The organism is Saccharothrix hoggarensis (assembly GCF_052936025.1).
The window spans coordinates 4,751,744-4,775,619 of the sequence record NZ_CP193624.1 but is presented as its reverse complement, the minus strand read 5'-3'; the positions used below and the strand labels follow the sequence as shown (position 1 = coordinate 4,775,619).

Annotated in this window: 18 protein-coding genes; 14 read left to right on the top strand and 4 right to left on the bottom strand. The window is 73.6% G+C overall.

Features of this window, described 5'->3' with window-relative positions:
* Positions 1-9 precede the first annotated feature (9 nt).
* Complete coding sequence (locus ACRAKH_RS21445) at positions 10-2,472, top strand: BTAD domain-containing putative transcriptional regulator (protein ID WP_447009216.1); 2,463 nt, start codon at positions 10-12, stop codon at positions 2,470-2,472.
* 76 nt (positions 2,473-2,548) lie between these two features.
* Here the strand turns inward: ACRAKH_RS21445 and ACRAKH_RS21440 are convergent, their stop codons facing one another.
* On the bottom strand, positions 2,549-2,938 hold the full coding sequence (locus tag ACRAKH_RS21440) for a hypothetical protein (RefSeq protein ID WP_380727680.1): 390 nt from the start codon (positions 2,936-2,938) through the stop codon (positions 2,549-2,551).
* A 242-nt stretch (positions 2,939-3,180) separates the two neighbouring features.
* Between ACRAKH_RS21440 and ACRAKH_RS21435 the strand changes: the two genes are divergently transcribed.
* Positions 3,181-5,445: a TOMM precursor leader peptide-binding protein gene (locus tag ACRAKH_RS21435; RefSeq protein ID WP_380727682.1), complete on the top strand. Its 2,265-nt coding sequence runs from the start codon at positions 3,181-3,183 to the stop codon at positions 5,443-5,445.
* Positions 5,446-5,648: 203 nt separating this feature from the next.
* On the top strand, positions 5,649-5,828 hold the full coding sequence (locus ACRAKH_RS21430; protein ID WP_380727684.1) for a hypothetical protein: 180 nt from the start codon (positions 5,649-5,651) through the stop codon (positions 5,826-5,828).
* A 265-nt stretch (positions 5,829-6,093) separates the two neighbouring features.
* On the opposite strand, the gene ACRAKH_RS21425 is transcribed toward ACRAKH_RS21430, so the two are convergent.
* From ACRAKH_RS21425 to ACRAKH_RS21415, 3 genes are all read right to left on the bottom strand, one after another.
* Entirely contained in the window at positions 6,094-8,595 is a 2,502-nt protein-coding gene (locus ACRAKH_RS21425; protein WP_380727687.1) for a sensor histidine kinase, read from the bottom strand.
* 604 nt (positions 8,596-9,199) lie between these two features.
* Positions 9,200-9,883 carry a winged helix-turn-helix transcriptional regulator gene (locus ACRAKH_RS21420; RefSeq protein ID WP_380727689.1) on the bottom strand — a complete coding sequence of 228 codons (684 nt, stop codon included), beginning with the start codon at positions 9,881-9,883 and terminating at the stop codon, positions 9,200-9,202.
* A 25-nt stretch (positions 9,884-9,908) separates the two neighbouring features.
* Positions 9,909-10,751 carry an AfsR/SARP family transcriptional regulator gene (locus tag ACRAKH_RS21415; protein ID WP_380727691.1) on the bottom strand — a complete coding sequence of 281 codons (843 nt, stop codon included), beginning with the start codon at positions 10,749-10,751 and terminating at the stop codon, positions 9,909-9,911.
* Between the two features lie 302 nt (positions 10,752-11,053).
* On the opposite strand from ACRAKH_RS21415, the gene ACRAKH_RS21410 reads away from it, so the two are divergent.
* From ACRAKH_RS21410 to ACRAKH_RS21360, 11 genes are all read left to right on the top strand, one after another.
* Positions 11,054-12,469: a SagB family peptide dehydrogenase gene (locus ACRAKH_RS21410; protein WP_447009215.1), complete on the top strand. Its 1,416-nt coding sequence runs from the start codon at positions 11,054-11,056 to the stop codon at positions 12,467-12,469.
* A 190-nt stretch (positions 12,470-12,659) separates the two neighbouring features.
* Positions 12,660-13,544 carry a helix-turn-helix transcriptional regulator gene (locus ACRAKH_RS21405; protein WP_447009214.1) on the top strand — a complete coding sequence of 295 codons (885 nt, stop codon included), beginning with the start codon at positions 12,660-12,662 and terminating at the stop codon, positions 13,542-13,544.
* A 160-nt stretch (positions 13,545-13,704) separates the two neighbouring features.
* Positions 13,705-14,685 (top strand): DUF1702 family protein, encoded by a 981-nt coding sequence (locus ACRAKH_RS21400; protein WP_380729134.1) that lies wholly within the window; start codon positions 13,705-13,707, stop codon positions 14,683-14,685.
* The gene (locus ACRAKH_RS21395; protein ID WP_380729136.1) at positions 14,682-16,616 is read left to right on the top strand and encodes a CRTAC1 family protein; all 1,935 of its coding nucleotides are present in this window, start codon (positions 14,682-14,684) and stop codon (positions 16,614-16,616) included. Before ACRAKH_RS21400 ends, ACRAKH_RS21395 begins: the two co-directional genes overlap by 4 nt.
* Before the next feature lie 5 nt (positions 16,617-16,621).
* Positions 16,622-17,635 carry an enediyne biosynthesis protein gene (locus ACRAKH_RS21390; protein WP_380729138.1) on the top strand — a complete coding sequence of 338 codons (1,014 nt, stop codon included), beginning with the start codon at positions 16,622-16,624 and terminating at the stop codon, positions 17,633-17,635.
* Positions 17,632-19,008: a cytochrome P450 gene (locus ACRAKH_RS21385; RefSeq protein WP_380729140.1), complete on the top strand. Its 1,377-nt coding sequence runs from the start codon at positions 17,632-17,634 to the stop codon at positions 19,006-19,008. The genes ACRAKH_RS21390 and ACRAKH_RS21385 overlap by 4 nt, the downstream gene beginning before the upstream one ends.
* Positions 19,009-19,012: 4 nt before the next feature.
* A complete protein-coding gene (locus ACRAKH_RS21380) occupies positions 19,013-19,582 on the top strand; it encodes a DUF5987 family protein (protein WP_380729142.1) in 570 nt (189 codons plus the stop codon).
* A complete protein-coding gene (locus ACRAKH_RS21375) occupies positions 19,579-21,234 on the top strand; it encodes a GMC family oxidoreductase N-terminal domain-containing protein (RefSeq protein WP_380729144.1) in 1,656 nt (551 codons plus the stop codon). Before ACRAKH_RS21380 ends, ACRAKH_RS21375 begins: the two co-directional genes overlap by 4 nt.
* A gap of 10 nt (positions 21,235-21,244) precedes the next feature.
* Complete coding sequence (locus ACRAKH_RS21370) at positions 21,245-22,276, top strand: carboxymuconolactone decarboxylase family protein (protein ID WP_447009213.1); 1,032 nt, start codon at positions 21,245-21,247, stop codon at positions 22,274-22,276.
* A gap of 183 nt (positions 22,277-22,459) precedes the next feature.
* The gene (locus tag ACRAKH_RS21365; RefSeq protein WP_380730469.1) at positions 22,460-23,260 is read left to right on the top strand and encodes a TIGR03084 family metal-binding protein; all 801 of its coding nucleotides are present in this window, start codon (positions 22,460-22,462) and stop codon (positions 23,258-23,260) included.
* Positions 23,261-23,275: 15 nt separating this feature from the next.
* Positions 23,276-23,860 carry a flavin reductase family protein gene (locus ACRAKH_RS21360; protein WP_380730471.1) on the top strand — a complete coding sequence of 195 codons (585 nt, stop codon included), beginning with the start codon at positions 23,276-23,278 and terminating at the stop codon, positions 23,858-23,860.
* The last annotated feature ends 16 nt before the right edge of the window (positions 23,861-23,876 follow it).

Sequence of the window (23,876 nt, the reverse complement as noted above, 5' to 3'; positions counted from 1 at the left end):
GGGGACGACATGGCGACGACGACGGGTGACGGGCTGCGGGTCCGGGTCCTGGGGCCGGTGCGGGCCTGGCTCGACGACGTGGAGCGGGACCTGGGCGCGGCCCGGCGGCGGACCGTGTTCGCGGTGCTGGCGGGTCGCGCCGACCGGGTGGTGTCGCGGGAGGAGCTGGTGGACGGCGTGTGGGGCGACGCGCCGCCGGCCGGGGCGGTCGGCAGTCTGCACACCTACGTGTCGGGGCTGCGGCGGGCGCTCGGGCCGGCGCGGGGCGCGCTGGTGTCGCGGTCGGCGGGGTACTCGCTGCGGTTGGCGGAGGGCGCGCTGGACGTCGACGTGTTCGAGCGGCGGCGCGCCGAGGGGCAGCGGTTGTTCGCGGCGGGGGAGTGGGCCGGCGCGCGTGCCGCGTTGGGCGAGGCGTTGGCGTTGTGGGAGGGCGTGGCGTACGAGGGGTTGTCCGGGCCTTACGTCGAGCTGGAACGTCGACGGCTCGGCGAGCTGCGGCTGGGCGCGATCGAGCTGCGGGCACGCGCGGCGCTGGGGCTGGGCCGGTTCACCGAGGTGATCACCCAGGTCAGGCCGCTGGTGGACGAGCACCCGTGGTACGAGTCGCTGCGGGAACTCCTGATGCTCGCCCTGCACCGTTCCGGGCGACCCGCCGAGGCGCTGGAGGTGTACCGCGACGCCCGCGACGCACTCCTGGCCGACCAGGGCTTGGAGCCGGGCCCATCACTGCGCCACCTCCACCAGGTGATCACCGCGGAAACCACGGCCCCGCCCCACCAACCGGCCGCACACACCCCGCACGCCGCAGATCACCCGACGGCCGCGCACGATGCCTTGGCAGGCCACCACCTGCCGGCCGCGCATGACGCGTTGGCCGGGCACCACCCGATGACCGGGCCGCGCGTGCCGGCGGGTCACACCCCGCTTGCTGGGCACCACCTGCCGGCCGCGCACGACGCGTTGGCCGGGCACACCACGCTCGCCGGGCACCGCGCACCGGTCGCCCAGCACGCGTCGGCCCTTCCCACCCACTCCGCGGAAACCACCCGCCCCGTCCCGGCGGGATTCGTCGGCCGGACCGGGGAGATCGCGCTCCTCCGTTCACTGGTCGCCGACGTGCGTGCCGGCCGCGGCGGGGCGGTGTGGGTCGAGGGTGATCCGGGGATCGGCAAGTCGGCGTTGCTGGCGCTGGCGTTGGCCGGTGTCGACGGCGACGGCGCGCGGGTCGCCTGGGGCGTCGCGGACGAGATGGGACGGCGGTTCCCGCTGCACGTGATCACCGAGTGCCTGGACGGCGTAAAGGCGTCACCGGCGTCCGGCCGGCGAGGCTTCGCGGGCGCCGACGCGGCGGCGGTCGAACAGGTCGTCGCGGTGGTCGAGGCGATCTGCGCGGACGCGCCGCTGATCCTGGTGGTGGACGACCTCCAGTGGGCCGACGACTCGAGCCTCCTGGTGTGGCACCGGCTCGTGGCCGTGACCCGGCGGCTGCCGCTGCTGCTGGCCGCCGCGAGCCGTCCCACCGCCGGTCGGCGCGACCTGGCCCGGCTGCGACGCGGTGTCGAGGCGCGGGCCGGTCACGTGGTGGCGCTGGGCCCGCTCGACGACGCGGACGCGGAGGACCTGGTCGCGCACGTGGTCGGCGGACGTCCCGGCCCGGTGCTGCGCGGGATCACCCGACGTGCCGCCGGAAACCCGCTGTACCTCCGCGAGGTCGCGCACGGCTTGGTGGCGCGTGGCGCGGTGCGCGTCGTGGACGGGGTGGCGGACGTCGACCCGGCCGCCGGCGACGAGCTGCCCGGTTCGCTGCTGGCCGCCGTGGGCCGGTCGCTCGACTTCCTGTCCGAGGACGCCCGGCAGGTGTTGCGGTCCGCCGCGTTGCTGGGCGTGGAGTTCCGGGTGGGCGAGCTGGCCGCCGTGACGGGCCGGTCGGTGCTGGACCTGGCGTCGGTGCTGGAGGAGGCGGTGGCGGGCGCGGTCGTCGTGGAGGCGGGGGAAGAGCTGGCCTTCCGGCACCCGTACCTGCGGGAAGCGCTGTACGGCGCCATGTCCGCGCCGGTGCGGGCGGCGTTGCACCGGCAGGCCGCGCAGGCGCTGGCCGACGCGGGCGCGTCGGTCGACCGGGTGGCGGCGCACCTGGTGGCCGAACCCGTGCCGGTCGACGCCTGGGTGCTGGACTGGCTGACCGCGCACCACGCGGCGCTGGCCGCCCGCAGCCCGGGGATCGCCGCCGACCTGCTCGGCCGGGCGACCGACACCGACCCCGCGGACGCACGCCAGCGCACCACGTTGTCGACCGCCCTGGCCACCCTGCGACACGCCGGCGGCCTCGAATCGGAGCAACGGCCCAGGGGAGCGGCGTTCCACCACGGCGTGCACGGACGGCGGCTCAACCGACGTCCCGTCCCCGACCGCTCCTGCCACGCGGACACCGCGACCGCCGCGTTCTGCCGCGCCACCGGGCCGGACCGCTGAGCCGCCGGACCGCTGAGCCGCCGGACCGTTAAGCCGTCGAGCCGGAAGCGCGGGAACGCCGGCACGAGGGCAGGTGTCAGCGGCCGAGCGCCGCGCGCACCTTGCCGACCACCGCGTCCTCGGCCCGACCGACCCGGCCGTCGGCCGACGCGACCTCCGCGCACATCGCGACCACCGCGTCGGCGAACGCGTCGGCCTGCGCGGCGGACCTGGCCGACAGCAACGACATCGAGTCGCGCAACGCGGCCAGCACGCCGTTCTCGACGTCGACCACCGAGCCCGCGGGCAGTTCCGGCGCGTCGGAGCCGACGACGTGGCGCACCTCGGGCGGCAGGGTCGCCATCGCCCGGATGCCCGCCCGGCTCTCCTGGTCGAGCGCGCCCTCCTCCGCGACCGACACGAGCACCATCGCGCCGTAGACCGCCGTGCGCAGCGTCCGGCCCTCCTCGTCCGTGTAACCGCTCATGCCGCAACTCTAAAGGGACGCCGACGGCCGCACGCCCGGTTCGGCGGATCACCGCGGATCACCACGTCGACGACCTGCCTGAGGCTTGTCGGAGCACAGCGCGTTCCAGCACGTGGACCGGTGCCCGACGGCCGACCGGCCCATGCGTTCCGCACGTCCGCGACATGCGCGGGGCACTGGCCGCGTGAGGGTTGCACGACTGAGGATTGCACCCCGTACGGCCCACCAGCCGAGGAGTTCGCATGAGCGATCCCGTGACAGCCGGTTCCCTCCGGGGACCTCTCGCCTTCCGGAGGCACCTGCGCGCCGAGGCGGGCGGGGACGACACCGTGTTCCTGTTCTGCCAGAACGGTGTCACGGCCGTGCGGTCGGCGTGGATCGGCGCGATAGCCCCGTTGCTGGACGGCACGCGGGACCTGGACGCCCTGGTTCGCGCGAGACCCGCGGGCATGGACCCCGACGACGTCGCCGGGCTCGTGGACGGCCTCGTCGACGCCGGTTTCGTCGCGGCACGCCCGCCGGCCGCCGTCGACGAGGACGAGCGGGCCCTCGCCTATTGGGACGCGTGCGGTGTCGACCTGCACGCCCTCGGCGCCGCCCGCAAGCCCCGCGTCGCCTGCGTGACGTTGGGCAGCCGCGCCGAGGGGGAGTCCGTCGTGGACGCACTCAGCGCCGCCGGGCTCGACCTGGTGGACCCGTGCCAGGCGGACCTCACGGTGGTGCTGTGCGAGGACTACCTCGACCCGCGCCTCGCCGAGCTGGACGCCATGCACCGCCGAACCGGCCGGCCGTGGCTGCTGGCCCGCCCGGTCGGCCCGCAGGTGTGGATCGGGCCCGTCCTCGAACCCGGCCGCACGGCGTGCTGGCACTGCCTGTCCCACCGGCTGTGGGGCCACCGGCACGCCGAGGCGTGCGTGCAGGCGGTGCTCGGCGCGAACGGCCCGGCCAGCAGGCCGACGTCCGTCGTGCCGCCGCTCGGCTCGGCCGCCGCCAACCTGGTCGCGCTGGAAGCGTCGAAGTGGCTCGCCGGCTACCGCCACCCCGGCCAGGACTCGGTGTGGGTGCTCGACACGCTGCGGATGCACGGCGAGCTGCACGAGCTGCGCCGCCGCCCGCAGTGCCCGGAGTGCGGCGACCCGTCCATCGTGGCCCGGCGCGGCTGGCAGCCGGTCGTGCTGCGGTCCGCTCTCAAGGAGTCGGGCACCTGCCACCGCACCCTCACGCCGTGGCAGATGCTCGACCGCTACCGGCACCTGATCAGCCCCGTCACCGGCGTGGTCAAGGAGATCGGCCGCGACTCGCGCGCGCCCGCGTTCGTCAACTCGTTCCGGTCGGGGCTCAACGTCGCGCGCGGCGTCACCGGGCTCGCCGGGCTGCGCGAGGAGCTGCGCGGCGAGAACGGCGGCAAGGGCGTGAGCCCGCTGGACGCCGAGGTCGGCGCCCTGTGCGAGGCGGTGGAGCGGTTCTCGGCCAACTACCAGGGCGACGAGATGACCGTGCGCGGGTCGCTGCGGTCGCTCGGCGACAACGCCCTGCACCCGAACTCGACCATGCTGTACTCGGACCGGCAGTACGAGGAGCGCGTGCGCTGGAACCAGCGGCACGCCGCGTTCCAGCACGTCACCGAGCCGTTCGACGAGGACGCCGAGGTCGACTGGACGCCGCTGTGGTCGCTGACCGAGCAGCGGCACCGGTTGCTGCCGACCGGGATGCTCTACTTCGGCGTGCCGGAGGCGGTCGCCGGGCGGTCCGTGCGGGCCGACTCCAACGGCAACGCGGCGGGGTGCAGCATCGAGGACGCCGTGCTGCAGGGCCTGCTGGAGCTGGTGGAGCGGGACGCGGTGGCGCTGTGGTGGTACAACCGGCTCAGGGTTCCGGGTGTCGACCTCACCGCGTTCGGCGACCCGTGGGTGGAGGAGATGCCCGACCAGTACGCCCGCCTCGGGCGTGAGCTGTGGGCGTTGGACCTGACCACGGACCTCGGCGTGCCGGTGGTGGTCGCCCTGTCCCGCGTGGTCGGCGGGCCGCGCGAGGACGTCCTGTTCGGCTTCGGCGCGCACCTCGACCCGCGGGTGGCCCTGCGCCGCGCGGTCACCGAGCTGAACCAGCTGCTCCCGGCCGTGCTGCACGGCCCGCCCGCGTTCGACGACCCGGACGCCACCGCGTGGATGCGCAACGCCACCGTCGAGAACCAGCCCTACCTGTGGCCGGCGTCGGGGCACCCGCCGCGGCGCCCCGCCGACTTCGCCCACGTGCGGCGGCCGGACGTGCGCGACGACGTGCTGGCCCTGGTCGACGTGCTGCGGCGGCACGACCTCGACACGCTCGTGCTCGACCAGACCCGGCCCGACATCGGGATGCCGGTGGTGAAAGTCGTCGTGCCCGGCCTGCGGCACTTCTGGGCGCGGTTCGCGCCGGGTCGGCTGTTCGACGTGCCGGTGCGCATGGGCCTGCTGGACCGACCGACGGCCTACGAGGACCTGAACCCGTTCCCCATGTTCCTGTGAACATCTGAAGAATTCCGCGAAAATCCCTCGTCCCTATTGTGGGCGAGGGATTTTTTGCATGCCCGACTGCGCCGATCGGCCGCCTGCGTGATGCACACAAAAGCTGGTGAGAAACGCATGTGTTGGCTGTGCCTGAAGCACTTGGAAAAGGAGGTTTAATCGCGCAGAATAATGTCAGACAACGCGATACCGGGAGGGCCAAGATGCGCCAGACTGTTTCCGACAACGTTTTCGCTCTTTTCGCCGACCAGGCCGACGAGGTGTCCACCGGGGGCCGTCCGCGGTTGGTGATCGACCGTTTCGACCAGTGGAGCATCCGCGCTGAAGCCGCGGTGGCGCTCACCGGGGCGTGTTACTGCCGCGTCGAGGCGCTGTCCGCGTAATCCGGCTGCCCGCCCGGTCCGCCAGGATCGACTTCACCGGCCCGGCCCGCCTGATCAGCCTCGGTTCGCCTACCCGGACCGACTGCCTGATCACGCGGGTCGGGCCGTTGTGCGTGGTGAATTGCCGGTATTGGTCGTTCCTGGCCGATTTCGCGACCCATTTCGTGATGGGGTATGCACGCTGCGTTGTGAGTGGGGTTCGCAAAGGCTTGATCGCGATGAACGGCGCCCGTGACAACTGGTCGACCCGAGGCCTTCTGCAAGCTCAGCGCTCGTCGGCCCGATCCTCGCTCGCCGTGCCCGCGCCCAACGTGCCACTGCCCGGCGTGCCCGCGCCCAACGTGCCACCGCCCAACGTGCCACCGCCCAACGTGCCACCGGCCGCCGCGACGGCCTCCGCCTGGTCCTGCTCCCGGCACGCGGCCAGCGCCCGCACCGGCAGCGCGGCGTGCAGCCGGAACGTCCCACCCTCCTCGGGCCCGGCGACGAGCGTGCCGCCCAGACGGCCGACCCGCTCGGACAGGTTCCCGATGCCGCTGCCCGGCGAGTGCGCGTCCGCCCGTTCCGCGTCCACGTCGCCCACCCCGTCGTTGACGATGTCGAGGTGCACGTCCCCGTCCGCGGTGCGGCGCACGGAGATGTCGCAGTGCTCCACCTTGCTGTGCCGCAGCACGTTCGTCACGCCCTCGCGCAGCACCACGGCGAGCACCGTGCGCACGGACGGCGGCAGGCACTCGTGCTCCACGTCCACGGTGACCTGCACGTCCGCCGCGACCAGCACCGCCTCCGCCGACCTGGCCTCCTGCTCCAGCGACAGCTCCTGGTCGCCGGTGGCGACCGACCGGACGTCGGCGAGCGCCTGCCTGGTCAACGCGAGCACGTCGACCAGCTCGGCCGCCGCCCGGTCGTGGTCCACGCTCAGCAACCTGGTCGCGAGCTGGCTCTTGAGCGCGATCGCCGACAGCGTCATGCCGAGCAGGTCGTGCAGGTCGCGGGCGAACCGCAACCGCTCCTCGGCCAGCGCGGCGCGGGCCAGCCGCCTGCGGGTCGCGTCCAGCTCGGTCGCGAGCCGGGTCAGCCAGGTCAGGCCGAACACGACCAACCCGCTGATCACGGTCGCGGTGACGTTGAAGACGATCGCCGCGGGCGTCAGGCCGAGGCTCGCCTGGATGCCGACCACGCTGCCCAGCACGCCGGCGAACACCGCCCACCCGGCCAGCGGCGGCAGCACCAGCAGCGCGCTGCCCGCCAGCATGCCCGGCATGCTCACCCACGCCTCCTGCAGCGCGAGGAGCGGCAGGTAGATCAGGGCCGCCTGGACGGCCAGCAGCCCGTACGCCAACGGCGGCCGCAGCCGGGCCGTCGGGTGGCTGAAGTAGAGGAGTTGCAGGGCCAGCAACGCGCCCAGGTGCCCCACGGTCAGCGCGATCTGCCACGCCTCGCGGGTCAGGTAGAACGCGTGCACGACCGCGCCGAACGTCCGCCCGGCCAGCACGGTCGCGAGCAGCGCCCTGATCCGGCGCGCCTCGCCGTGCGACCAGCGCCCGCCCTGGTCCTCGGCCGGCTCGTCGTCCCACGTCTCCTCGGCGACGGGGAACTCGACGTGCAACCGGTGGCGCTCGTCGGAACCCCGGCCCGAGCGCAGCGAGCCGCCGAGCCGCTCGACCTCCTCGGCCAGCTTGTCGAGCCCTTCGCGGTCGGCCTCCGGCTCGCACGGCAGGGCGCCGCTGCTGACGATGTCCAGCGACACCGCCTTGTCGGTCTGGTGCACGGCGATCTCGCACTGCCGCACGTCGTTCTGCCGCAGCACGTCCGTCACGCCTTCGCGCAGCACCCTGGCCAGCGTGGCGCGGGTCCGCGCGGGCAACGCGTGGTGGTCCAGCTCGACCCGCACGGCGATGTCCGACGCGGTGAGCAGGGACTCGGCCGTGCGCGCCTCGCGTTCCAGCGACACCGTCCGGTTGCGGCGGGCGACCGCCCGCACGTCCGCCAGCGTGCGCTGCGAGACGTCGATGATCTCGGCGAGGACGGTCCTGGTCCGTTCACCCGACTTGGTGATGAGCCGGTGCGCCAGCTCGCCCTTCAGCGAGATGTCGGAGAGGTTGAAGCCGAGCAGGTCGTGCAGGTCGCGGGCGAACGCCAGCCGTTGCTCGGCGACCGCCCGCACGGCCAGCTCCGAGCGCGCCCGGTGCAGCTCGCCGACCAGACGGGTGAGCCTGGTCAGCAGGTACACCTCCAGCGCGAAGCCCGCGACGCTGGCGGAGAGGTAGACGACGTCGATGGACAGGCCCGTGGCCTCGTACTGCGCCCACGCCGAGATCGCCACGATCGCCGCGAACAGCGGCCAGGCGAACCGGGGTCGCAGCACCAGCAGCGCGCTGCCCGCCAGGAAGCTGGGAAAACCCAGCCAGGAGTACTTGAGGACGAGGACGGGCGTGTAGACGAGCACGGCCTGCGCGGCCAGCACGACGTGGCTGAGCCGTGAGCGCAGGTCGGTCGACGGGCGGCCGAAGTAGCCGAGCTGGATGCCCAGCAACGCGGCCGTGCACAGCACACCGACGGTGGTGGCCAGCGGCCCGACGGCCGCGCCGGAGGCCAGCATCTCGGCGAGGCCGACCACCCAGTACGCGCCGAAGACGACCGTGACGATAGTGGTCGCCAGGTACCACGCGAGCCGCGGTCGGCGGTCCGCACTCGCCGTTCCCAGCGGTGCGGTGGTCGCCGGCCGCTGGTCTGTGGCGCTCTCCTGGGAATCGGTGCAGGTCAAGCTCACCCTCCGTCCGCGCGGGGGCGGGCCGCCCGTGCGCACCCCCTGAGGCTGACACGGGTGCTGCCCGGTTCCGAGCCTCCGCGACGACCACCCGTTCGGCGCAGCGGCTCCCGTGCTGTGCCCCCAGCTTCCACGATCATGAAAAACGCACGTCCAACCGATGGGGCGTGACAATACCCCGTGGGACGCCTGGTGGGGGCCAGGTCGGATGAGGTGTCGCGGTCCGGCGCGGAGTTGTGGCGGCACCGGTCGGAATGCGACCGGAAAGCCGGCGGGAAATCGGCGGGTGTGTTCCGACGAACGCGCGCCGGGTGACGCCGTTCGGGTGAAACCTGTCGTCGAACAACAGCGCCCGGACATCTCCGCGTCACCCGGCCGACACCCGCCCGACATCAGGAAGAACGGCGATGTCGTATTTTCGCGAGTTTTCCGGGGGTGACGCGCGGCAAGGGGCAAGGCGGGCGCGCCAAGGCGAGCCGGATGGTGCGGCGGCCGGGTGGCGCGGCGAGGGCGAGGGCGGGGAGCACCCCGCCTGGGGGCGGACGAGTCACCGCCCGCCTGCGGTTCGGGCCACAGGCGGGCGGGAGTCTTCCGCGATCGGTCAGCGCAGGGCCAGTCCTTCCGCGGGCGCGGGCGCGGAGGGGATGTGGAACAGGTCGGTGAACAGCTCGAACTTCTCGAACGGGCCGGTGATGCCCACCGCGCCCGTTGCCACGGCGTCCGCCGGGCTCAGGCCGCCCGTCAGCACGTCCAGCATCACCGGGCCGCGCGGCTGCAGGATGAGGTCCGCGTCCGGGTGCGAGCCGCTGCCGACCCGCAGCTCACCGTCGTCCACGACGGCGTGCACGACCATGTCGGGGTAGTGCAGCTCGTAGACGACTCGCACACCGGAGGCGTGGTCGCCGCGGAACGTCGTGTAGAGCGACAGGATCGCCGAGTCGAGCGTGAACACGTCCTCCGGCCCCGGCCCGCCGAGCGACCGCGCGCCCCACAGCCCGAGCTGGAGCAGCACCGGCTCCAGCTCGGCGCCGTACTCGGTCAGCTCGTAGACCACCGAGGCGTCCGGGGCCGGCTCGACCCGCCGCCGCACGACCCCGCCCTGCTCCAGCTCGTTCAGCCGGGCCGACAGGATGCTCGCGGGGATCTTCGGCAGGCCCCGGCGCAGCTCGGTGAACTTCTTCGGGCCGAGCACCAGGTCCCGCAGCACGAGCGGCGCCCAGCGCTCGCCGATGAGCTCCAAGGCGCGGGCGAGCCCGCAGAACTGGCCGTAGGTCCGAGTGGTCATGACTGTTCCTCACATCCCAACGTGGTCACGCGGCTCGATCGCCTTCGCAGAGCAGGTTCCGGTGCAGCACCTGCAGTTCGTCGCAGGGCTCGACGCCCAGTTCGCCGTTCAGCCGCGCGCGCAGTTGCCGGTAGGCGGCGAGCGCGTCGGAGCGCCGCCCGCTGCGGCCCAGCACGCGCATGAGCTGGCTGTGCAGCGCCTCGTCCATGGGGTTGCGCGAGATCAACGAGCGCAGCTCGCCGATCAGCTCGTGGTGCGCGCCCGCGCCGATCTCCGCCTCGATGCGGAGGTGCAGCGTGCTGCGCCTCTCCTCGGTGAGCTCCAGGACGTACGCCGAGAGCACCTGCCCGCACTGGACGTTGCCCAGCGGCGAGCCGGACCACAGGTCCAGCGCGGCCCGGAAGCAGCGGGCGGCCTCCGCGAAGCGGCCGTGGTCCAGCAGCTCCCGGCCACGCCGCTGCAACGCCTGGAACTCGAACACGTCCACCTGCTCGGGGGAGATCCGGAGCACGTAGCCGGGCGCCTTGGTGACCAGCATCGGCTCGCCGAACGGGGCGAGCTGGTTCTCCTCGATGCACCGGCGCAGTTGGTAGACGTAGGTGTGCATGGTGGTGCGGACGCTGCGCGGCGGGTTGTCCGCCCACAGCTCCCGCACGATCGAGTCGATGTGCACGACCCGTCCCGGCCGCCGCACCAGCATCCCGAGCAGCTGGAGGACTTTGGGCGTGGTCGGCGCGTGGTCGACGCCGTTGCGCCGGATCTCCAGCGGGCCGAGCAGGGTGAACCGCACGGCACCGCCCGGCGGTGTCGGCGGTTCGGGGAGTGACGAGCCGGTCAGCTCGTCGGACAGTGGATCTTCGGCGTACATCGCAAGCGCCTCCCACATGAGGTCGTGAGGTGCGTCCGGACGCGGGTGGAATGTGGTGACCTCCACCACTGCGGCGGTGTCGGAAGGGACTGCACGACACTGACAGACGGCCGCTGACCTGGACCAGTGAGCCGTCCACCAGACCGAACCTGCATCCGTCCCGCGCGGCCGTGAAGTTCACACAGTGGGCGCGTGATCCGCGCACTGGCCCGCCCGCCCCCGGCGCGCCACGATGAACCGGATTCGCCCTATTCGGCAGGAGCGTTGGTGATGAGCGCACATCTTCCCGGCTGCTGCCGGGCGTGGGTCCTGCCGTGATGGAACTGCGCGACCGGAGCCCGCTGGGAACGATCCCACTGTTCTCGCTGGCGGAGGACAGCCTCCTCGAGTTCGGTGAGGACGGCGTGCTCGTCGCGATCACCCGCTGGGGCGAGTTCGACCTGTCCGCGGCGACCCCGCTGGCACGGGAGGCGCTGCGCCGCATGGCGTTGGGCCCCGTGTCGCTGGAGAACGTCGGCGTGCCGACCACCCCGGCCGGGGCGGTCACGCCCGCGTGGACCGGCGCGGACGACGCGTCGCTGGACGCCATCCTCACCCGGCTCGCGGGCTCGGTGGTGCGGTCGCTCGGCCTGCGCGACGGCATGGGCCCGCTGCTGTCCGTGGTGCCCGTCGCCTCCGCGCCCGTGTTCGCGCACACCCCCGTCGACCTCGAACGGCTGGTCCGGCTGTCCCGGTTCAGCGCGCTGCGCTCCCGCGACGCGAAGCTCACCGTCGAGTCGCCGTCCACCGGGTACCACGCGGTGCTCGCGCAGCCGTGGGCCGTGCGCGTCGCCGCGGCGCTGGGCCGGCCGACCGCGGTCGCCGAGCTCGCCGCCGAGACCGGCGTCCCGCTCGACGTGGTCGCCGAGGTGGTGGCCTACCTGGTGGGCGCCGGCCTCGTCGTGGTGGCGGACCAGGAGGGCCGGTTCGCCGAAGACGACGACCAGGTGCTCGGCCTGTGGTCGTACGAGGAGCTGCTGTTCCACGTCAACAGCCGCGACTGGCGGGTGGTCGGCGCGGGAGAGGCGGTGGAACGCCCGCCGGCGCCGCTGGTGAAGGACGTCGGCGCCGCGACCGGCATCCTGCTGCACAGACCCGTGGCCGCCGAGCCGTCACCCGCCGCGGCGCCGGTGCGCGCGTTCGACGCGGCACTCCTCGGCGAGCTGCTGTTCCGCACGGCCCGCGTCACGTCCGTCGACACGGTGCGGCGCGGCGGCACGCGGCGCGAGGTGACGCGGCGGCCGTACTACAGCGTCGACTGCCTGTACGAGCTGGAGCTGTACGTCACCGTCAACCGGTGCCGCGGCCTGCCGCGCGGCATCCACCACTTCGACCCGGTCGGGCACCGCCTCGTCCCGGTCAACGACGACCCGGCGGACGTGGCCGCGATGCTCGACATGGCGATGGTGGCCGCGGCGTCCCGGCGCAGACCCGCGGCGCTGATCAGCGTCACCGCGCGGGCCGACCGGATGGCGTCCGTGCCCGGCGGGCTGCCCTACGCGCGCACGCTGCTGAACCTCGGCGCGCTGCAGCAGTCCCTGTTCCTGACCGCGGCGGCACTCGGGCTCACGGCCCGCGCCGTCGTGGTGGACGCGGGCGGCCAGGTCGGCCGCGCGCTCAAGCTCGACTGGCCGTCCGAGGTGGGCGTCGGCGAGTCCATCCTGGACGTCGCCCGCTGATCCGTCCACTTCGGTCACCGGCCCGGAAGTGGTTGTGCCGTAGCACGTGGGGCGCTGTGGCGCGCCTCCCCGCCGGCGTGCCGACCACCGTCCCCGGTGGACCTCGATCGCACGTCGAGCGAGGCGCAACCGCGGTGGGTTTGTCTGGCACCGACCAGAGGTGCACGACGTATCCGAGGGGGCGGACCCGATGCGATCAGGACCACTCGCCGTAGCGGCGGACAACAGAGACCTCTTCCGGCCCGCGGTGCCGGAGGACACGACGACACCGTTGCGCTCGGCCGTGCGGCAGGCCATCGCCTGCATGCACGAGAACTACCGGGAGACGATCACCCTGGGCCGGCTGGCGGCCGAGGTGTTCGTCAGCCCGTTCCACTTCTCCCGCGTCTTCGCCAAGGCCACCGGCATCACGCCCGGCCGCTACCTGACCGCCGTGCGGCTGTTCGAGGCCAAGCGGCTGCTGCTGACCACGTCCCTCACGGTGTCGGACATCGTGTGCAGCGTCGGCTACAGCAGCACCGGCACGTTCACCAGCCGGTTCACCCGCGCGGTCGGCATGACGCCGACGCAGTACCGCGACCCGCGCGTCGACGAGATGCTGGTCGCGCTGTCGCCGAACCTGCGCCGCCTGCCCGCGCTGCCGGTGCTGGAGGCCGCGCGCGCCGCGGCGCCCGCCGCCGGCACGGGGCGGATCACCGCGCGGGTCGAGCTGCCCGCCGACGCGCCGCCCGCGACCGTGCTGGTCGGGGTGTTCGCCGAGGCGATCCCGCAGTGCGGCCCGGTCGCGTTCGGCGTCGACGTCGTCGCGGGCAGCGGTGACATCGAGGTCCTCGGCGTGCCGGACGGCAACTGGACCGTCATCGCCGTCGCCGAGCACGCCGCCGACGGCGGTCCGGCCCGGTTCTCGGTCGCCGCCACCCGTCCCGGCGCCGCGCGCGGCGAGAGGGACCTCCGGCTCGCGCTGCGCGCACCGCGCCCGACCGACCCGCCGATCGCGGTCACCCTCGCGCCCACCCGCTCCGCCCCGGCCGCCCGCACGGGCGCCGCCACGGCGTCGGTGGTCGCCGCGGCCTGATCCCGGAACGCCGCCGCCACGTCCCAGAGGGGTTCGCGGCGTGCGGTGTTCCCGCGCCGCGCCGGAACCAGCAAGGGCGGAGTAGTCGCCACCCACGTCGCTGGAGGAGCTTTGTCCCACAGCGTTGCCACCTCGTCCCGAAGGAAATGGGGGAAGTGCCTTGAGTAATGGATGGCGCTCGCTCAGGCGCCGAATCCTGACACCAAGCGTCTCCGAGACATCCCTGGTGAAGCGCGGTTTTCCGCGCAAGGACGCCGCCTCCCAGGAATTGCTGGAGACCGTCGGTGAGAAGTTCCTCACCGGTTACGCGAACGCCGTCGAGGCACGTTCACCGGCGCAGGCCGAGGAATGGCTCGAAACGATCCCCGCGCGCTTCCGCGGTTTCGCCTACGAAGGCGCCGGGATGGGGTACGCGATGCTGGACGGCCTGCCCGGCGGCGGCCGGCGGCACGTCGCCGACTTCCTCGCCGGGCCCGCCGAGAAGCACACGTACATCGTCTACGTGGGCATCGGGTGGGCCATGGCGCGGCTGCCCCGGTTCCGCTGGCCGTCGCCCGACGGGCTGGACCCGCTGCTGCGGTGGCTGGTGCTCGACGGCTACGGATTCCACCAGGCCTACTTCCGCACCGAGAAGTACGTGCGGCGGCAGTACCGGGAGCCGGCCTTCCCGTGGCCCGGCGGCCGGTACTCCGAGTACGCCCAGCGCGGCATCGACCAGGGAATCGGTCGCGCGCTGTGGTTCGTCTGCGGCACGGACGTCGACCTGGTCGCGTCCACCATCGCGGGCTTCCCCGAGCACCGCAGGTCCGACCTGTACGCCGGGGTGGGCCTCGCGTCCACCTACGCGTGCGGCGCGACCGACGACGAACTGGCCGAACTGGTCCGGCTCGCCGGGCCGCACCGCGGACCGCTCGCCCAGGGCAGCGCGTTCGCGGCCGAGGCCCGCGTCCGCGCCGGCCTGCTCATCCCCGAAACCGACCGCGCCACCAGGGCGATCTGCGGGCTGCCCGCCGAACGGGCCGCCGCCATCACGCAGGAGGTGCGCCCCGCCGTCCCCGTGGACGGCGTGGTGCCCGCGTTCGAGTCCTGGCGGCAGCGCATCGCCGACGAAGTCCTCACATCCGGAGGTGTGGCCCCATGACCGCGACGACGAGCCGGCTGCGCAGGCACCTGGCGGGCTTCGTGGCCGTCGCGCTGGTGATCAGCATGTACCTGGTCGCGCGACTGCCCGGGATCTCCTCCGCGGAGGAGGAGTCCCTGGCGTCCCGCTACTCGTTCACGCCGATGACCATCGCCCTGCCCGAAGCCGCCAGGCACCAGTCGATCCGCACGGTGAACCAGGACTACGAGCACATCAGCGCCTGGATCTCCTCGGTCGGCGCGGCCATCGCCATGAACGACCTCGACGGCGACGGCCGCTCCAACGACCTGTGCCTCGTGGACCCGCGCAGCGACCAGACCGTGGTCACGCCGACGCCCGGCGAGGGCGGTGACCGGTACGCGCCGTTCGCGCTGTCCGAGTCGCCGCTGCCGATGGGCGCCTACATCGCCCCGATGGGCTGCGTGCCCGCCGACCTGAACGAGGACGGCCGGATCGACCTGCTGGTCCACTACTGGGGCCGCACGCCCGTCGTGTTCCTGGCCAAGGACGGCGCCGGCCCGCTCAGCGCGGCCTCGTACCGCCCGGTCGAGCTGATCCCCGGCGACCACTCGGCGAACGGCGTCTACAGCGGCCCGGTGTGGAACACCAACGCGGCGACCGTCGGCGACTTCGACGGCGACGGCCACCAGGACGTGTTCATCGGCAACTACTTCCCCGACGGCAGCCCCGTGCTGGACGAGCGGGTCGCGGGCGGCGTCGAGATGAACCGCTCGATGTCCCACGCCGACAACGGCGGCGGCAAGTACGTCTTCCGGTTCGTCGACGGCACCTCCGGCGCCGAGCCGGGCGTGACGTTCGCGCTGGACGAGGAGGCCATCCCCGAGGAGGCGCGGCACGGCTGGTCGCTCGCGGTCAGCGCGACCGACGTGGACCACGACGGCCTGCCCGAGCTGTACATCGGCAACGACTTCGGCCACGACCGCCTGCTGCACAACCGGTCCACGCCGGGCGACGTGCGGTTCACCGAGGTGAAGGGCGTCCGCGGGCCGAACGACCCGAAGTCCAAGGTGCTGGGCAACGACAGCTTCAAGGGCATGGGCGTCGACTTCGCCGACTTCGACCACGACGGCCTCTACGACCTGTTCGTCAGCAACATCACCACGTCGTGGGGCATCGAGGAGAGCAACTTCCACTTCGTCAACACCGCGGCGGACCGGGCGGACCTGCGGGCCCGGCTGGGCGGCGGCGAGGCGCCGTGGACCGACCGCAGCGCGCAGGCCCGCACCGCGTGGTCCGGGTGGGGCTGGGACGTCAAGATCGCCGACTTCGACAACAGCGGCGACCCGGTGATCACCCAGGCGACCGGGTTCGTGCGCGGCCAGGTCAACCGGTGGCCCCAGCTCCAGGAGCTGGCCGCGGCGCACGACGCCCTGCTGGACAACCCGGCGTGGTGGCCGAACCTGCGTCCCGGCGACGACCTCGCGGGCGACCAGACGCTCCACTTCTTCGCCAAGGGCCCGGACGGCGCCTACACCGACCTCGCGCCGCGGCTCGGCCTCGCCGTGCCGGTCCCGACGCGCGGCATCGCCACCGGTGACGCCGACGCCGACGGCAGGCTCGACTTCGCCGTCGCCCGGCAGTGGGACGCGCCGGTCTTCTACCGCAACACCAGCCCCACCACCGGGTCGTACCTCCAGCTGTCGCTGGTGGACGAGAAGGGCTCGGCCGTCATCGGCGCCCAGGTGACGGCGACCGCGGCGGGTGTCACGCACGTCGGCCGCGTCGACGGCGGCAGCGGCCACTCCGGTCGCCGCAGCCACGAGGTCCACATCGGACTCGGTGGCGTCACCGGTCAGGTGCCGGTGCTCGTCCAGTGGCGCGACCGCGGCGGCGAGCTGCGGACGCAGGAACTGTCGCTGGCGTCGGGCCGGCACACGATCGAACTCGGCGCCAAGGCCGTGGAGAGGTGAACGACATGGAGCAGCAGCAAGCAGCAAGCCCGCCGAGGCACCAGCCGAAGGTCGTCATCGCCCTCCGCCGGTTCGCCATCTCGATCACCATCTTCAACATCATCGGCTACACGGTCCTCGGGTTCGAGCAGCCGTGGACGTACCCGTTCATCGCGCTGGCGACCGCGTACGCCACCGAGATCGGCCTCGAGCTGATCGGCGCGCGGTCGCAGGGCCGCGCGCCCCGCTTCCGCGGCCGGGGTCTTCGGGGGCTGGTGGAGTTCCTGTTCCCGGCGCACATCACCGGCCTGGCGCTCAACATGCTGACCTACGTCAACGACCAGGTCCTCGTGATGATGTTCGGCGTCGTGGTGGCCGTGGGCGCGAAGTGGGTGCTCCAAGCGCCCGTGCGCGGCCGGCTGCGCCACTACATGAACCCGTCGAACTTCGGCATCACGATCATCCTGCTGGTGTTCCCGTGGGCCAGCATCGCGCCGCCGTACCACTTCACCGAGAACGTGGACACGTGGGTGGGCTGGGTGATCGTGGCGATCATCCTGGCGTCCGGCACGCTGCTCAACGCCAAGCTGACGCAGCGGATGTGGCTGATCGGCGCGTGGCTGGTGACGTTCGTGCTCCAGGCCGTCGTGCGCGGCCTGCTGTTCGACACGGCCATCCTCGGCGCGCTGAGCATGATGACCGGCGTCGCGTTCGTGCTCTACACGAACTACATGGTGACCGACCCCGGCACCACGCCGTCGAAGCCCGCCTCCCAGGTGGCGTTCGGCGCGGGTGTGGCCCTGGCGTACGGGTTCTTCATGGTCGTGCACGTCGCCTACGGCCTGTTCCTGGCCACGGCGGCGGTGTGCCTGATCCGCGGTGCGTTCCTGTGGGGCGTGCACTTCGTGGAGAAGGCGCGCTTGCAGCGGGAGACCTCCGAGCTGGAGGCCGTCGTCAACGCGACGCAGCCGGAGACGGTCGTGGCGGCGCCGGTGGCCGTCGAGCCGCCCCGTGAGGAGTCCAAGGCCGTGGCGGCATGACCACGGCGCCGACCGAGGTCCGGGAGGGCCGGCGGGTGCCGCCCGGACCGCCCCGGCGGGCCACCCCCGGCCTGCTGCGGCTGCTGTTCACCGACCGGCTGCGGCTGATGTCGGACGGGGCCCGGTACGGCGACGTGGTCCGGATCGCGATCGGGCCCAAGGCCCTCTACCTGGTCAACGGGCCCGAGCACGCGAAGCACGTGCTGGCCGACAACGCCACCAACTACCACAAGGGCATCGGCCTGCGGCAGGCCAGGCGCGCCCTCGGCGACGGCGTGCTGGTCAGCGACGGCGAGGCGTGGCGGGCCCAGCGCAAGGCCATCCAGCCCGCGTTCCAGCCCAAGCGGATCGCCGCGCGGGCCGGGCTGGTGGCCGCCGAGGTCGACCTGCTGGCCCGCCGACTGCGCGAGCACGTCGGCGGGCCGCCGGTGGACGTCCTGCACGAGATGACGTCGCTGACGCTCGGCGTCCTCGGCCGGACCCTGCTGGACGCGGACCTCGGCCCGCACTCCTCGCTCGGCCACTCGTTCGAGGCCGTGCAGGACCAGGCGATGTTCGAGGCCGTCACGCTCGGCCTGGTGCCGCGCTGGCTGCCCACGCCGGGGCAGGTGAGGTTCCGGCGGTCGCGGGCGGACCTGCGCCGGATCGCCGACGAGTTGGTGGCGGGCCGCGCCGCCGGCCCGGACGGCGACGACCTGCTGTCCCGCCTGGTCGCCCGGTTCGCGTCGCCGGAGGAGGTGCGCGAGCAGCTCATCACGTTGCTGCTGGCCGGGCACGAGACGACGGCGAGCACGCTCGGCTGGGCGTTCCACCTCCTCGACGAGCACCCGGACGTGGCGGAGCGGCTGCGCGCCGAGGCGGTCGACGTGCTCGGCGACCGGCTGCCCGAGGCCGACGACCTGCACCGGCTGCCGTACGCGGTGCGGGTCGTGGAGGAGGTCATGCGGCTCTACCCGCCGGTGTGGCTGCTGCCCCGGGTGGCGCTGGCGGACGATGAGATCGGCGGCTACCACGTGCCCGCCGGCGCGGACGTCGTCGTCGTGCCCTACACGATGCACCGGCACCCGGAGTTCTGGTCCGACCCGGAGCGCTTCGACCCGGACCGCTTCCTCCCGGAGCGGGCCGAGGGCAGGCCCCGGTACGCCTACATCCCGTTCGGCGCGGGGCCCCGGTTCTGCGTCGGCAACGCCCTGGGGCTGATGGAGGCCGTGTTCGTCCTGGTCGTCCTGTCCCGGGAGGTGCGGCTGGCGAAGCTGCCCGGCAGTCCGGTGACGCCCGAGGCGATGTTGTCGCTGCGGGTCCGGGGCGGCCTGCCCATGACCGTGCACACCGCGTCGGACGGCCCGGCCGACCGACGGCCCACGAGGAGGTAGTCCGGTGTCACCGACAACGACCGACGCGGAAAGCGCCGGGGTGCTGACCCTGGAGGCGTTCGCCGACACGATCCTGCCGGGCGCGAAGCGCTCGCCCGACGACCGCGCGATCGCGGGCGCGGCGGACGGGCCCGGCGCCGTCGAGGCCGGCGCGCTGGACCTGCTGAACACACCCGCCACCGGCGTGACGGCGGGCCTGCCGTACCTGGCGCAGGCGTTGAACGCGCACGCCGCCGGGTACGCCGAGGAGCACGGGCTCGTGCTGGACGACGACGTGCCCGCGTTCGTGGCGCTGCCGTTCGCGCACCGCACCGCGCTGGTCGCGCGGCTCACCGCGCCGGGCCACCCGGAGAAGGACGGCTGGGTCGCCCTGGCGCTGTTCAGCAACATGGCCTACGACAGCGCGGCGCACCTGCACACCGCGGAGGCCATCGCGGCCGGCCACCCCGGCCTGCTCGCGATGGGCTACACCGCGCCCGACCCGGACGGCCTGTGGCGCTTCCCGCGGTTCTCCTACCGGCGGGTCCTCGCCGACCCGCACCCCGACACGACGCCCTCCGGGAGCCCGGCATGACCAGCAGCAGCGAGCAGACCGACGTCGTCGTCATCGGCAGCGGCTTCGGCGGCGCCATCCCCGCGTACCACCTGGCGGCGGGCGGCGCGAAGGTGACCGTGCTGGAGCGCGGGCCGTGGCTCCAGTCCGAGGAGTTCGAGCACGACTACCTGCTCGGGTCGTCCTACACGCGGGCGTTCGACTTCGTCGTGGGCGACGGGATGAGCGTGCTCGGCGGCAACTGCGTGGGCGGCGGCAGCGTCGTCTACTTCGCCGCGATGCCGCGCGCGCCGCGGTTCGTGTTCGAGCGGCACGGCTCGATCGGCCGCCGGATGTGGCCGGGGGAGATCACCCGCGACACGCTGGACCCCTGGTACGACCGCGTCACGGAGGCGCTGCCCGTCGCCACGCAGACCTGGGACGACGTGTCGTACGCGGGCGGGCTGTGGGCGGCGGCCTGCAACCACTCCGGCCGCACCGCCAACCCGGCGCCGGTCGCCGTGGACAACGACCGGTGCGTGAACTGCAACTTCATGATGGCGGGCTGCCGGTTCGACGCGAAGCGCTCGCTGCTCACCAACTACCTGCCCGCGGCCCTCGCGCACGGCGCGGAGATCCGGCCCCTGCACGAGGTGCAGCGGTTGGAGCGCACCGACGACGGCGGCTACCGGGTGCACTACCAGGTCGTCGACGGCGAGGACTACCGCGTGCACACCGGCGGCGGCGTCATCGAGGCCAAGATCGTCGTCGTGGCGGCGGGCGCGGGCGCCACGCCGGTCATCCTCCAGCGCTCCGAGCCGTCGCTCGGCGAGCTGCCGCACGCCGTCGGCCGGTACTTCTCCGGCAACGGCGAGCGGCTGAACACCGCCGTGATCAACGAGGAACGGGTGCGCGAGGTGCTCGGACTGTCCCGTGAGGACGGTCTGGTGTACGCGGCGAACCACATCGGCAAGGGCCCGACCGTGGCCAACTGGGACAAGCTGGACGGCTCGCTGCCCGAGTACGAGCGGTACTCGTTGGAGCAGCTGTACTTCCCGCCCGGCCTCGGCACGATCCTGGCGCAGACGCACGGCGGCGAGGAGCCGCGCTGGTTCGGCGCGGCGAAGAAGGAGATGCTGTCGAAGTGGGCCTCCTGGCTCACTATCTTCCTCATGACCGAGGACGACAACGAGGGCGTCTTCGGCCCGCCTCCGCCCACCGGCAACGCGTTCCGCATCTCGCAGCAGATGCTGGGCCGCGGCCCGCTGAGCTACAAGCCGACCGCCAACACCCGGCGCGGGTGGGCGCTCGCGGACGCCGACTGCAAGGCCATCCTGGAGAAGGACGGACTGGCGACGGTGGAGCCGTGGACGAACGACGTGGTCGGCGCGTACACCGTGCACCCGCTGGCGTCGTGCCGGATCGGCGACGACCCGGCCACCTCGGCGCTCACCCCCGGCCACGAGCTGCGCGGCCACCCCGGCATCTTCGTCACGGACGGCTCGGCGGTGCCCGGCGCGCTGACCGTCAACCCGGCCATGACGATCGCCGCCCTCGCCGAGCGGGCCGTGCCCGGGATCGTGCGCGCGGCGCGGGAACGCGGTGTGGACGTGTCGTACGGCGCGCCCGCGCCGGACGGGTCCACCAGCGGCCGGCGGGGCGTGCTGAAGCTGTCCCCGGTCGCCGGGCACTGAGGCGGTCGCCGTGGCGAACGCGTTGGTGCGCAAGGCGTTGCACCGGACACTGCGGGACGTCCGCCACGTGCGGTGCGTGCCGCCGCGTCGGGCGACCGGCCTCGTGCGGCGGGTGTACGACCAGGTGGAGCGGGACTTCGGCGTGCTCGCGCCGCCGGTCGCGCTGCACTCGGCCGCGCCGGACGTGCTGGCGGCGAGCTGGGTGCTCCTGCGGGAGTCCCTGCTCGTGCCGGGCGGCGCGAGCCGGGCCGACCGGGAGGTCGTGGCGGCGGCGGTGTCGCGGGCCAACGCGTGCCCGTACTGCGTCGAGGTGCACGGTCTGGCGCTGGGTTCGCTGGGGCACGGGTCGGCGGCCGACGCCATCGCCGCCGGCGACCTCGGCGCGATCCGCGACCCGGCCGTGCGCGACCTGGCGCGGTGGGCGGTGGGCGGCGGTGGCGCGGTGCCGGAGGGCGCGGTGCCGGAGAGCGCGGTGGCGGGGCTGTCGGCGGTCGCGACCGCGTTCCACTACCTCAACCGCGTGGTCAACGTGTTCCTCGACCCGCAACCGCTGCCACCGCCCGCGCGCGGGTTGACCGCCGCGCGGGCCGTGCTGGGCCGCGTGCTGCGGCCGGGACCGGACGTGACGCCCGGCGCGTCCCTGCCGCTGCTCGATGCGACCGGTGACGACGTCCTCGACGCCGTCGGGAGGACGATCGACGCGGCCGCCGCCGACGTCGTGCCCGACCGCGTCCGCGGGCTGGTGGCGCGGCAGGTGGCGGAGTGGGACGGCACGTCGCCCGCGCTGGGACCGGCGTGGCTGGACGGACCCCTGGCCGAACTGTCCGAAGTGGACCGTCCGGCGGGACGCTTGGCGCTGCTCACGGCCAAGGCGTCCTACCGGGTGACCGACGAGGACGTGGCGGACGTGCGCGCCCTCGGGGCGGACGACCGGGCACTGGTGACGGTGGTGTCGTGGGCCGCGTGGACCGCGGCGGCGGCACTGGCGCCGAGGACGGCGCGCGAGGAGAAGACGCCGGCCGTCGCCGGCGGAGACGATTGACCTGTCGCACCGGGAGCTTCGTCACCGGCACGACCGGACACCCCCGAGACGCACCGGCTCTCGTCGTCGGTCTCGTGGCCCCGGTGCGACGGTGCGGCGGCCACCCGAAAGGGCCCTTCCCCCCTGGCCCGGTCGGGTGGCCGCCGTCCCTCCCAGACCTTCCGGCGAGAGGACCAGACGGTGATGAGCTTGCAGGACGTGGTCGCGGACCTCACCGCCGACGCGGTCGAGATCGACGCGTTGGTGGCCGACCTCGACGAGGCGGGTTGGGACGTCCCGACCCCGGCGCCGGGCTGGGCCGTCCGGCACCAGGTGGGGCACCTCGCGTTCATCTTCCGCATCGCGGGCCTCGCGGCGGCCGACCCGAACGCGTTCACCGCCATGACGAAGACGATGACCGCCGGGTTCGACGCGGCCGTCAACGGCGCCCTGGCGGGCTACCTCGGCACGCCCGGGCCCGAGCTGCTCGCCCGCTGGCGCGCCGAGCGGGACGCGGGCATCGCCGCGCTGGCCGCCGTGCCCGCGGACCGGCTCGTGCCGTGGTTGGTCAACCCGCTGCCGCCGGCGATCCTCGCCGCCGCCGGGATGATGGAGACCTTCGCGCACGGGCAGGACATCGCCGACGCGCTGGGGGTGCGCCGCGAGCGCACCGACCGGCTGCGGCACATCGTGGCGTTCGCCGTGCGGGTGCGCGACTTCGGGTACCAGGCCCGCGGCCTCACGCCGCCGGACGCCGAGTTCCGGTTCGAGATCACCGCGCCGTCCGGCGCCCTGTGGGCGTTCGGCCCCGAGGACGCCGACCAGCGCGTGACCGGCAGCGCCGAGGACTTCCTCCTGCTGGCCACCCGACGGCGGCACCGCGACGACGTGGACGTGCGCGCCGAGGGCGAGTTGGCCGACCACTGGCTCGACGTCGCCCAGGCCTACCGCGGTCCGGCCGGTCCGGGTCGCGCGCCCGGCGCGTTCCGGGCCGTCCGGGCCTGAGCGGAGGCGACCGACATGCCCCAGCACTACCTGACCGACGCCGACGGGACCGTGCGCGGACCCGGCGCGAAGCCGCCGGAACCCGCCGCCGGGCCGCTGCTGCCCGCGCGGGCCGGCCTGCGCGAGGTGATGAGCCGGTTCGCCACGGGCATCACCGTGCTCACCGCCGGCGGCGAGCACGCGCACGGGATGACGGCCAACTCGTTCACGTCCGTGTCGCTGGAACCGCCGCTCGTGCTGTGCTGCGTGTCCCGCGTGGCCCGGATGCACAGCGCGATCGTCGAAGCCGGCTCGTACGCCGTGTCCGTGCTCGGCGCGGACCAGCGCGACGTGGCGCGGCACTTCGCCGACTGGCGGCGTCCCGGTGGGCTCGCCCAGTTCGACGCGGTCGACTGGACGCCCGGCCCGCGCACCGGCGCACCGCTGCTCGGCGGCGCGCTCGCCTGGCTGGAGTGCGCGCTGGACTCCGTGCACGTCGGCGGCGACCACTCGATCTTCGTCGGCCGCGTGCTCGCGTCGAGCGGCACGGGCGGCGACCCCCTGTTGTTCTACGGCGGCGACTACCTGCGGTTCGACGACCGCTTGCGCGCCACCGCCTGACCCCCGACCACCCGCA

Excerpts from the sequence above, each read along its gene's own strand:
- ACRAKH_RS21430 (WP_380727684.1), top strand. The coding sequence starts at position 5,649 with ATGCGCCAGACTGTTTCCGACAACGTTTTCGCTCTTTTCGCCGACCAG.
- ACRAKH_RS21395 (WP_380729136.1), top strand. The coding sequence starts at position 14,682 with ATGACCGCGACGACGAGCCGGCTGCGCAGGCACCTGGCGGGCTTCGTG.
- ACRAKH_RS21440 (WP_380727680.1), bottom strand. The coding sequence starts at position 2,938 with ATGAGCGGTTACACGGACGAGGAGGGCCGGACGCTGCGCACGGCGGTC.
- ACRAKH_RS21385 (WP_380729140.1), top strand. The coding sequence starts at position 17,632 with ATGACCACGGCGCCGACCGAGGTCCGGGAGGGCCGGCGGGTGCCGCCC.
- ACRAKH_RS21365 (WP_380730469.1), top strand. The coding sequence starts at position 22,460 with ATGAGCTTGCAGGACGTGGTCGCGGACCTCACCGCCGACGCGGTCGAG.
- ACRAKH_RS21360 (WP_380730471.1), top strand. The coding sequence starts at position 23,276 with ATGCCCCAGCACTACCTGACCGACGCCGACGGGACCGTGCGCGGACCC.
- ACRAKH_RS21445 (WP_447009216.1), top strand. The coding sequence starts at position 10 with ATGGCGACGACGACGGGTGACGGGCTGCGGGTCCGGGTCCTGGGGCCG.
- ACRAKH_RS21435 (WP_380727682.1), top strand. The coding sequence starts at position 3,181 with ATGAGCGATCCCGTGACAGCCGGTTCCCTCCGGGGACCTCTCGCCTTC.
- ACRAKH_RS21415 (WP_380727691.1), bottom strand. The coding sequence starts at position 10,751 with ATGTACGCCGAAGATCCACTGTCCGACGAGCTGACCGGCTCGTCACTC.
- ACRAKH_RS21375 (WP_380729144.1), top strand. The coding sequence starts at position 19,579 with ATGACCAGCAGCAGCGAGCAGACCGACGTCGTCGTCATCGGCAGCGGC.
- ACRAKH_RS21390 (WP_380729138.1), top strand. The coding sequence starts at position 16,622 with ATGGAGCAGCAGCAAGCAGCAAGCCCGCCGAGGCACCAGCCGAAGGTC.
- ACRAKH_RS21420 (WP_380727689.1), bottom strand. The coding sequence starts at position 9,883 with ATGACCACTCGGACCTACGGCCAGTTCTGCGGGCTCGCCCGCGCCTTG.
- ACRAKH_RS21405 (WP_447009214.1), top strand. The coding sequence starts at position 12,660 with ATGCGATCAGGACCACTCGCCGTAGCGGCGGACAACAGAGACCTCTTC.